This is a genomic window from Catellatospora sp. NPDC049609, assembly GCF_040675365.1.
GTDB lineage: Bacteria > Actinomycetota > Actinomycetes > Mycobacteriales > Micromonosporaceae > Catellatospora.
Map to the genome: position 1 here is coordinate 70,199 of NZ_JBFAOU010000017.1, position 7,883 is coordinate 78,081.

Genomic DNA, 7,883 nt, shown 5'->3' on the forward strand with positions numbered 1-7,883 from the left:
GCAGTCGCGGTGGGTGGTCGGTGCGGGGAGCGCGCGGCTGGTATTGCGTTGTCCGACCCGCCGTTCAGTCCTCGGGTGGGGGCGGCTGCTTGCGGGTCGCGTCGGCGAACATGCTCAGCAGCGTCGCGAACTGCGCACGCTGTTCGGGGGTGAATGCTGCCAGCAGCCGCTCGAGCATGGCATGCCTGAACGCTCGGGCGCGCTGGTGCAGGGCCGCTCCGGCGGCGGTGATCTCGATCAGGGTCTCGCGGCGGTCGTCTGCGGCGGCCTGCTTGCGGACCGCGCCGTGAGCCACGGCTCGCGAGATCAGCCTGCTGGCCGTGGAGTGGGTGACCGACAGCGCCGCGGCGACGGCGGTGACGGTCAGCGGGCCGTCGGCCACCGCGTTGACCACCAGAATCGTCGAGGTTTCCACCGGCCCGGCCGGATCGTCCACGACCGCAGGCGGCTCCAGCAGGCGCCGCAGCCGGATCAGCGCCTGGTCGATGTCGGCGATCGCATCGGGTCTGCCACCCTCGGACATGTATGTATAGTACATGCGAATGCGGAGGTGGTGTCGATGGGGATCCTGGTCACCGGGGCCAGCGGCAACGTCGGCACTGTCGTAGCCAGGGCGCTGACCGATTCCGGCGCTGCGGTGGTGGCGGCCACGCGCAGCGGACGGGCCGTCGGTGGCGCACGGGGTGTGGTCTTCGACTTCACCGACGCCGCGACCTGGCCGGGCGCCTTCGCCGACATCGAGTCGATGCTGCTGGTACGCCCTCCTGCGGTGGGCAACGTCCGCCGCGATCTGCTTCCCGCGCTGTCGGCCGCCCGCGCGCACGGAATGCGGCACGTGGTGTTCCTGTCCCTGCAGGGCGCCGAACGCAACCGCCTCGTCCCGCACGCGACCGTCGAGGCGTGGCTGCGCGGCAGCGGCATGCGGTGGACGTTCCTGCGCGCGGGGTTCTTCTGCCAGAACCTGTCCACCGTCCACGCCGCCGACATCCGCGACCAGGACCGGATCATGGTGCCGGCCGGCGACGGGGCGACCTCGTTCGTCGACGCCCACGACATCGGCCACGTCGCAGCGGCCGCGCTGCTCGACCCGGGCACGCACGCGGGGCGGGCGTGGACGCTGACCGGCCCGCACGCCCTGACCTATCACGACGTCGCCGCCCTGCTGTCGGCCGAACTCGGCCGCACCATCGCCTATCCCCGGCCCGGCGCCTTGGCCTATGCCCGCCACGCCCGCCACCGCCTGCGCATGCCCTGGCCCATGGTCGCCGTCACCACCGCCATCTACACCACCGCCCGCCTGGGCCTGGCCGCCGCCGTCACCGGCGACGTACGCGCCGTGCTGGGCCGCGACCCGATCGACTTCGCCGAGTTCGCCCACCGCGAGCGCGACAGCTGGACGACCACCCCCGGGAGACATACGTGAAGATTGCCCTCATCGGCGCGACCGGCCGCACCGGCCGCCTGCTCGCCCCCGTGCTGACCAGCCGCGGCCACCAGGTCAGCATCCTGGTCCGCGATCGCGCCAGGCTGGCCGACCTGGCCGACCTGCCCGGTCTGCGGATCGTCGACGGCGACGTCACCGATCCGGCAGCCCTGGCGCGGCTGGTCGAGGGCGCCGACGCGGTCGTGTCCGCGCTCGGCCCGACCGGCAAGCAGCCCGACCTGCACACCCGCACCGCCGGCCACCTCGTCGCGATCATGGACGGGCACGGGATGCGGCGGTTCGTCGGCATCAGCGGCGCGGGCGTCGACGCCCCCGGCGACCGCAAGTCCGGCCGCGACCGCGCCATCAGCTTCCTGATCAACAAGCTCGGCGGCGCGGTCGTCAAAGACAAGCCCGCCGAGCTCGCCGTGTGGTCGGCCAGCACCCTGGACTGGACCCTGGTCCGCCCCCCGCGGCTGACCGACACCCCACCGACCGGCGACGTCGAGCACCACGCCCACACCTCGACCCGCAAGACCACGATCAGCCGCGCCGACCTCGCCGCGTTCCTGGCCGATGTCGTCGAGCAGAACCTGTACGTTCGCCAGGCCCCGTTCGCCGCCAACGCATGACCTGCGACGGCGTCTTGGCACCGATGACCGGCGACGTTCCTCTCGGCTCACGGCGGTGCGGCCGACGGCCTTCGGCGGCCGGCGGGCTCAGGCTGCACATGTTCCGTGGCGTGCCCCGAAACGGTGGAGCGGCACACTGGTCGCCCTCGTGCGGTGCCATGTGCCGCTACGGTACTTCAACGTGGACGACATCTTCCCGGCGCTGGACCGGATCCGCGCGAAGCTGGAGTTGCTGCGGCAGGTGGAGGCCGAACACGGATTCGGGGTACACGTCGGCGGGCCGACGCCGATCCCGCCGCTGCCGCAGATGCCCGGCCTGGCCGAGGTGTACGCCCTGTTCGGCCGCCTGTACGGGGACAACTTCCGTTTCGATCCGCCGAAGGAGCTCCTCGACGGCGTGGCCTGGGCCGACCGGTACGACGATCCGGGCTGCCCCATGGGCACCCCGCTGATCATCGGTTCCGAACTGGCGACCATCCCGAAGAAGCTGCGCGCCGACATCCCGCGCAGCGGTCCGATCCGGCTCGACACGCAGGACCGGGACGTCTACTGGATGGACCCGGACGCCTACCTCTTCCTCTACGAGCACCCGGACGAAGAGGCCGAGTTCACCGTGCTCGCCCCGGACGTGGTGACCTTCTTCGACGAGGTGGTCCTCGGCCCCGGCTATCCGGCGATGGTCGACACCGTCTGCGGCGCCGGTGCCGCCGAACAGCGGCTGCGCCGGGGCCGGCACCGGGGCGCGTACGAGGACAACTGGCGGCGGCTGCTGAACACCGCGGGTCTTGCCGAATGACCTGGGTAACATGCCACACCGGCTGAGCCGCCAACGCCTCTGCAGGCTGTTGTACGGTCAGCGGCCTCCGCGGCGGAGTCGCCGCAGGGTTCGGTGAGCACACCTGCCGGGAGCGGTCACGTCATACCGTCTCGCCGGTGAACGCGGTCATCCGGATCGACACCAGGACGCCGGGCAGTTCGACACCGAGCTTGGCGACGTAGCGCGTCGGTGGTGTGCCGGGGAACCAGGTCGCGTACTCCTCGTTCATGCCGGCGAAGTCAGCCGGGCTCGCCAGCAGCACACCCACCTCGACGACGTCTTCCCAGGCCGCACCGGCCGCCCGTAGGACGGCGCGGCAGTTGGCCAGGGCCTGCCGGGTCTGCTCCTGGATCGTCGTGCCGGCCAGCGCGCCGGTGGCGACGTCGATGCCGACCAGGCCCGACACGTAAACCATGTCGCCTGCCTTCACGGCCTGGCTGTACACCGGCGAGCTGGGGGCCTCGGCCGTACTGACGATCTCGCGCACGCGTCACTCCACACCTGGAACGGCCCGGCGACGGTGAGCGTCGACGGGTCCGCCGCCGTGCAGACCCTCTACACCCGGCCGACCGTGCCGCTCGACCAGATCGGCACGTACGCCGTCGGCGCGGGCGCCAGCCGCACCCTGACCCTGACGTTCTACGTGCCGGGCCTCATCACCGCCGGGCAGCAGCTGCTGCTCGAAACGATCTGAACCTGCTGGGCCGAACCACGACGTGCCGCCGGGCCGAGCCCCGGCGGCACGTCCGCGCCACCGGGAGTACCGCATGCCCCTGACCGACCTGCCCGAAGAGCAGCTCCAGACCTACCGGCCCGAGCTACGCGAGCCCCTCGACTGGGACGTGTTCTGGCACGACACCCTGGCCCGGTCCGCCGAGCCCGCCGCCATCCCGAGCTACCGGCTGATCGACAGCGGTCTGCGGCTGCTGCGCACCTACGACGTGACGTTCCCCGGCTTCGACGGGGGCACCCATCCGAGCCTGGCTGCACCTGCCCGCCCAAAGCCGCGACCGGCTGCCCTGCGTCGTGGAGTACGTCGGCTACGGCGGCGGCCGCGGGCTGCCCCACCAACGCGTCATGTGGGCGGCCGCCGGATACGCGCACCTGGTCATGGACACCCGCGGGCAGGGCGCGACCTGGGCCGCGGGCCACACCCCGGACCCGGCCCCGGCCGGCGGCCCCGCCCACCCCGGCTTCGCCACCCGCGGCATCCACGACCCGGCCGCCTACTACTACCGCCGGGTGTACGCCGACGCCGTACGCGCGGTCGACGCGGCAGCCGCCCACCCTCGCATCGACGCCGGCCGCATCGCCGTGGCCGGGTCCAGCCAGGGCGGCGCGCTGGCGCTGGCCGCCGCAGGCCTGCGCCCCGCCGTCGCGGCCGCGCTGATCGACGTGCCGTTCCTGGCCGACATCCCCCGAGCGCTGTCGGCCGCCGCCGACGGCCCCTACACCGAGATCGCCCGCTACCTGGCGATACACCCCGACGCCGAAAGCAAGGTGCTGGACACCCTCGCCTATTTCGACGTCTGCTCGATGGCGGCACGGGCGCACGCACCGGCGCTGTTCTCCGTAGGCCTCATGGACCCGGTATGCCCTCCGTCGACGGTCTACGCCGCGTTCCACCTCTATCATGGGCCCAAGAGCATGCAGGTGTACCGGTTCGGCGGCCACGAGGGCGGCCACCACGCGCACGAGGCCCGGCAGTTGCGATGGCTGCGGCAGCTCTTCGACCACCACGGAGCCGCACTCACGCCACCGCCGCCGTGACGACGATGTTGTCCCGGTAGTGCCGGGTCGCCTCGTCGAACGGGCCGCCGCACGTGATCAGGCTCAGCCGGAGTGCGCCATCGCGGGCGAAGTAGCGCTCCAGAGGGATCTTCGTCTTGCGGAACTGTTCGACGGCGATGACCTGGAACCGCACGACACGGCGCGCGGAGTCCTGGACCTCGACCCGGTCGCCCTCGTCGAGGTCGCGCAGGCCGAAGAAGGCGCCCTTGCCCTGGCTGGAGCTGTCGACGTGTCCGGCGATGACGATGGAACCGCCCGCGGCCTCAAGACCTGGTCCGAACCTGTACCAGCCGACGTTGTCCACGCTGGGTGGGACGGCGAAGTCTCCCGTGCGGGGGTCGATGCCGACCGGTTGCACGCCGGCGTCGAGTCTCATGGCCGGGATCCTCAGCCGCACCGGCGCGGTGGCCTGCGAGGCTTGCGGCAGTGCGCCCGGTTGCACCGGCACCTGGCTTGCCAGGGGTGCCGGCGTCGGCGACGGGCTCGCCAGCGCCTGAACCTCGGCAGAGGGCTCGTCGGTGCCGGGACCGGCGCAGCCGGCAGCCAGGAGCGCGGCCGCGCCCAGCGAGCCGGTGATCAGGCTTCGCCGCGAGACGGAGGGCAGGCGCGCCCCGCGGTGGCGGGGCGCGCCTTCGGCGTTCGACCTCATCGGCTGGCGCGTCGGGTGGCCAGCCGCACGCCACCGGCCGTGAGCAGCAGCAGGACCGCGACGCCTGCGGCAAGCCACCATGCGCTCAGGCTCGACTCGTCGGCCAGACCGCCGTCGCCGCTGGGCACGCCGTGGGGGGCGGAGTGCAGGCCGCTGATGACCTGCGCCACCACGCCCAGGGTCTTGCCTTCGGCCGAGCCGGTGGCGTAGACGATGGTGGCGGTGCCCTCCCGGAGGTTCACGTCGGTGGCGGGGATCGCCACGGTGGTGGTGCCGGCCAGCACCACGTCGGCGTTCACGGTGCCGGCGGCGAGGTCCGCCTTGGCCTCGCCGGGGTTGGTCAGGTTCTTGAACACCGGGGTGCCGCCGGCGCGCACGTCGACGGCGGGCGCGGCCGCCGTGTGGCGCACGATCAGACGCGCCTTGCCGGCGCCGACCTTGCTGACGTCGTTCACGAACGGAGTGATCTTCGGCTGGCCGGCCTCGTCGAGGTGCGCCACGATGCTGATGTTCGCACCGCCGGGGACATTGGCGCCGTCGACCGACAGGATGGCCTTGTCGACCGGCTCACCGGGCTTGGTCAGGTCGATGTCGTAGGAGCCCTCCGCCAGGTCCAGCGGTCCGGCCACATCCCCGGGCTTGAAGTCCTTCACGGTGACCTTGCCGTTGACGTAGACGTCGACCGGCGTGGCGGGAATGCCGTGCACGACCGAGACCTTCGACGTGGCAGCGTGGGCGGGCATCGCCGTGGCCAGTCCGGCGGTGGCGGTCACGGCCGTTGTCACTGCTCCCAGCGCCAGCATCCGGCGGAGGATCGAACTGCGCATTGGCTTCTCATCTCTTGTCGTCTGGTCCAGACGGTCGTCGGCGCCGTCATGGGGAGCTACGACGCCCCCGCCCGCGGCAGATGCGGGCAGAGAAGTACGTCTCATTCGCATCCATGCCGGCGGTGCTGGTCGTATGACTCCGCGCGGGAGCCTGTGCGCGGTGAACGGACGGGGTGCCAGTGCCGGCGCGTCGACCGCGGCGGACGCGGGAAGAAATCCGGCTCAGTTGCATCCGCCGCGGTGGCGCCGGTCGTATGCACCGGTGAAGGAGCTTCTGCGCCGGGTGGAAGGAGGCGGTGTGAGTGCAGTGGCTACAGTCTGGTCGACCCCACGGAAGGCGATCTCTCTGGTGAGCAGACAGCACGAGGAGACCGCTGTGGTCGACGTCGACGACCTCGCCGAGCGGTTCGCCGCCGGTGATGAGGCGGCGCTGCGGCAGGCGTATGAGCGTCACGGCGGTGCGGTGTTCCATCTGGCGGCCCGGTGTCTGCGCAGCCGCGTCGATGCCGAGGACGTGACCCAGGCGGTGTTCGTCTCGGCTTGGCTGAGTCGGGCGACGTTCGACCCTGCGCGGGGCAGCCTGCTGGGGTGGCTGCTGGCCATCGCCCGCCGGAAGGTCATCGATCTGGTCCGGGTGCATGAGCGTGTCGAGCGTGTCGAAGAGGTGATGCGCCGGCAGCCTGATCCGCCGCCGGCTCCGTCTGCCGAGCAGGTCGTGGAGCAGCTGGTCGTCGCCGACGAGCTGGCGAAGTTGCCTGCCGACCAGCGCATGGTGTTGGAGCTGGCCTTCTACGATGATCTGACGCATCAGCAGATCTCGGATAGGACGGGCTTGGCGCTGGGGACGGTCAAGAGCCATATCCGCCGCGGCATGGCGGCCATCAAGCAGCGATGGGAGGTGGACGGTGCGGCATCTTGATTCCGACCAGCTGGTGCTGCTGGCCTTCGACGACCTCGCGCAGGAACCGGACGCCGTGCAGCACCTGGCCGCCTGCGGCGCGTGCCGTCAGGAAGTCATCGCATTGCAGCGCCTTTCCGACGTGGTGGCACAGACCCGGCACGTGCGTGACCTGCCCGCTCCTGCGCCACATGTCTGGGCGGCCATCGCCGCGCAGACCGGCGTCGACGCCGCCGCGACGGCACCGCCCGCCGGACCGTCAGGCTCGTGGCCGAGTGCCGCTTCCGCGGGCGCGACCCGGCCGCCCGCCGGACGCCCGCCCAAGGCCGTCGGGTCCGTGCGTCCGCCGACGGCCCGAAGGTGGGCGCGGTTGGCGGTGAGCACGGCAGTCGCGCTGGCCGCGCTGGCAGCCGGAGCGGCCGGCGGCGTGTGGTGGACCAGGCCGCAGCCGCCGCAGCAGCCGGTCGTGGTGGCCGCGGCGCAGCTGAGCGCGTACGGCGACACCCCTGCCTCGGCGCTGGGCCGGGCCCAGGTCGTCGATGGTCACCGGCTGCGGCTGCACGTGGCGGGGCTGCCCGCGGTCGACGGCTACTACGAGGTGTGGCTGATCGACCCCGACACCATGCGGATGTTCTCCGTCGGCACGCTGGGCGGCGGCTCCGACGGCGAGTTCAGCCTGCCGGCCAACGCCGACCTCGGCACGTACCGCCTGGTCGACGTGTCGGCCGAGCACTTCGACAACAACAGCGCCCATTCCGGCGACAGTCTGCTGCGCGGCGTGCTCGGCTGACCGGCAGGCATCGGCGTCGCCTGGTCGGGCAGCTCCGGCGCGCTTCGGGCCGGAGC

11 protein-coding genes and 1 pseudogene are annotated in these 7,883 nt (G+C 72.1%); 8 read left to right on the forward strand and 4 right to left on the reverse strand.

What is annotated here, in order from left to right:
* Positions 1-64 precede the first annotated feature (64 nt).
* Positions 65-523 (reverse strand): MarR family transcriptional regulator, encoded by a 459-nt coding sequence (locus AB0J67_RS07795; RefSeq protein WP_363477690.1) that lies wholly within the window; start codon positions 521-523, stop codon positions 65-67.
* Between the two features lie 36 nt (positions 524-559).
* Here AB0J67_RS07795 and AB0J67_RS07800 point away from each other — a divergent pair, with 36 nt between their 5' ends.
* The 3 genes from AB0J67_RS07800 to AB0J67_RS07810 all read left to right on the forward strand — a co-directional run bounded on the left by AB0J67_RS07800 (position 560) and on the right by AB0J67_RS07810 (position 2,851).
* Positions 560-1,423 (forward strand): NmrA family NAD(P)-binding protein, encoded by an 864-nt coding sequence (locus tag AB0J67_RS07800; protein ID WP_363477693.1) that lies wholly within the window; start codon positions 560-562, stop codon positions 1,421-1,423.
* Positions 1,420-2,055 (forward strand): NAD(P)-binding oxidoreductase, encoded by a 636-nt coding sequence (locus AB0J67_RS07805; RefSeq protein WP_363477696.1) that lies wholly within the window; start codon positions 1,420-1,422, stop codon positions 2,053-2,055. Before AB0J67_RS07800 ends, AB0J67_RS07805 begins: the two co-directional genes overlap by 4 nt.
* Before the next feature lie 181 nt (positions 2,056-2,236).
* On the forward strand, positions 2,237-2,851 hold the full coding sequence (locus AB0J67_RS07810; protein ID WP_363477699.1) for a hypothetical protein: 615 nt from the start codon (positions 2,237-2,239) through the stop codon (positions 2,849-2,851).
* Between the two features lie 121 nt (positions 2,852-2,972).
* Here AB0J67_RS07810 and AB0J67_RS07815 read toward each other — a convergent pair whose 3' ends face one another.
* Positions 2,973-3,359, reverse strand: coding sequence for a Rid family hydrolase (locus AB0J67_RS07815; RefSeq protein ID WP_363477702.1), 387 nt, complete (start codon positions 3,357-3,359; stop codon positions 2,973-2,975).
* A gap of 33 nt (positions 3,360-3,392) precedes the next feature.
* Here AB0J67_RS07815 and AB0J67_RS07820 point away from each other — a divergent pair, with 33 nt between their 5' ends.
* From AB0J67_RS07820 to AB0J67_RS07830, 3 genes and pseudogenes are all read left to right on the forward strand, one after another.
* Complete coding sequence (locus AB0J67_RS07820) at positions 3,393-3,566, forward strand: hypothetical protein (protein ID WP_363477704.1); 174 nt, start codon at positions 3,393-3,395, stop codon at positions 3,564-3,566.
* Between the two features lie 73 nt (positions 3,567-3,639).
* Positions 3,640-3,768, forward strand: a pseudogene (locus tag AB0J67_RS07825) (acetylxylan esterase); the annotation flags it as partial.
* Positions 3,769-3,886: 118 nt separating this feature from the next.
* Entirely contained in the window at positions 3,887-4,642 is a 756-nt protein-coding gene (locus tag AB0J67_RS07830; protein ID WP_363477719.1) for an acetylxylan esterase, read from the forward strand.
* On the opposite strand, the gene AB0J67_RS07835 is transcribed toward AB0J67_RS07830, so the two are convergent.
* Both AB0J67_RS07835 and AB0J67_RS07840 read right to left on the reverse strand, forming a co-directional pair.
* Positions 4,623-5,267 carry a class F sortase gene (locus AB0J67_RS07835; RefSeq protein WP_363477722.1) on the reverse strand — a complete coding sequence of 215 codons (645 nt, stop codon included), beginning with the start codon at positions 5,265-5,267 and terminating at the stop codon, positions 4,623-4,625. The two genes, AB0J67_RS07830 and AB0J67_RS07835, sit on opposite strands and share 20 nt — an antisense overlap.
* 41 nt (positions 5,268-5,308) lie before the next feature.
* Positions 5,309-6,139, reverse strand: a complete 831-nt coding sequence (locus AB0J67_RS07840; protein WP_363477707.1) for a DUF4397 domain-containing protein — start codon at positions 6,137-6,139, stop codon at positions 5,309-5,311.
* 376 nt (positions 6,140-6,515) lie between these two features.
* Between AB0J67_RS07840 and AB0J67_RS07845 the strand changes: the two genes are divergently transcribed.
* Together AB0J67_RS07845 and AB0J67_RS07850 are read left to right on the forward strand one after the other, a co-directional pair.
* On the forward strand, positions 6,516-7,058 hold the full coding sequence (locus AB0J67_RS07845) for a sigma-70 family RNA polymerase sigma factor (RefSeq protein WP_363477710.1): 543 nt from the start codon (positions 6,516-6,518) through the stop codon (positions 7,056-7,058).
* Positions 7,045-7,827 carry an anti-sigma factor gene (locus AB0J67_RS07850; RefSeq protein ID WP_363477713.1) on the forward strand — a complete coding sequence of 261 codons (783 nt, stop codon included), beginning with the start codon at positions 7,045-7,047 and terminating at the stop codon, positions 7,825-7,827. The genes AB0J67_RS07845 and AB0J67_RS07850 overlap by 14 nt, the downstream gene beginning before the upstream one ends.
* Positions 7,828-7,883: the final 56 nt, after the last annotated feature.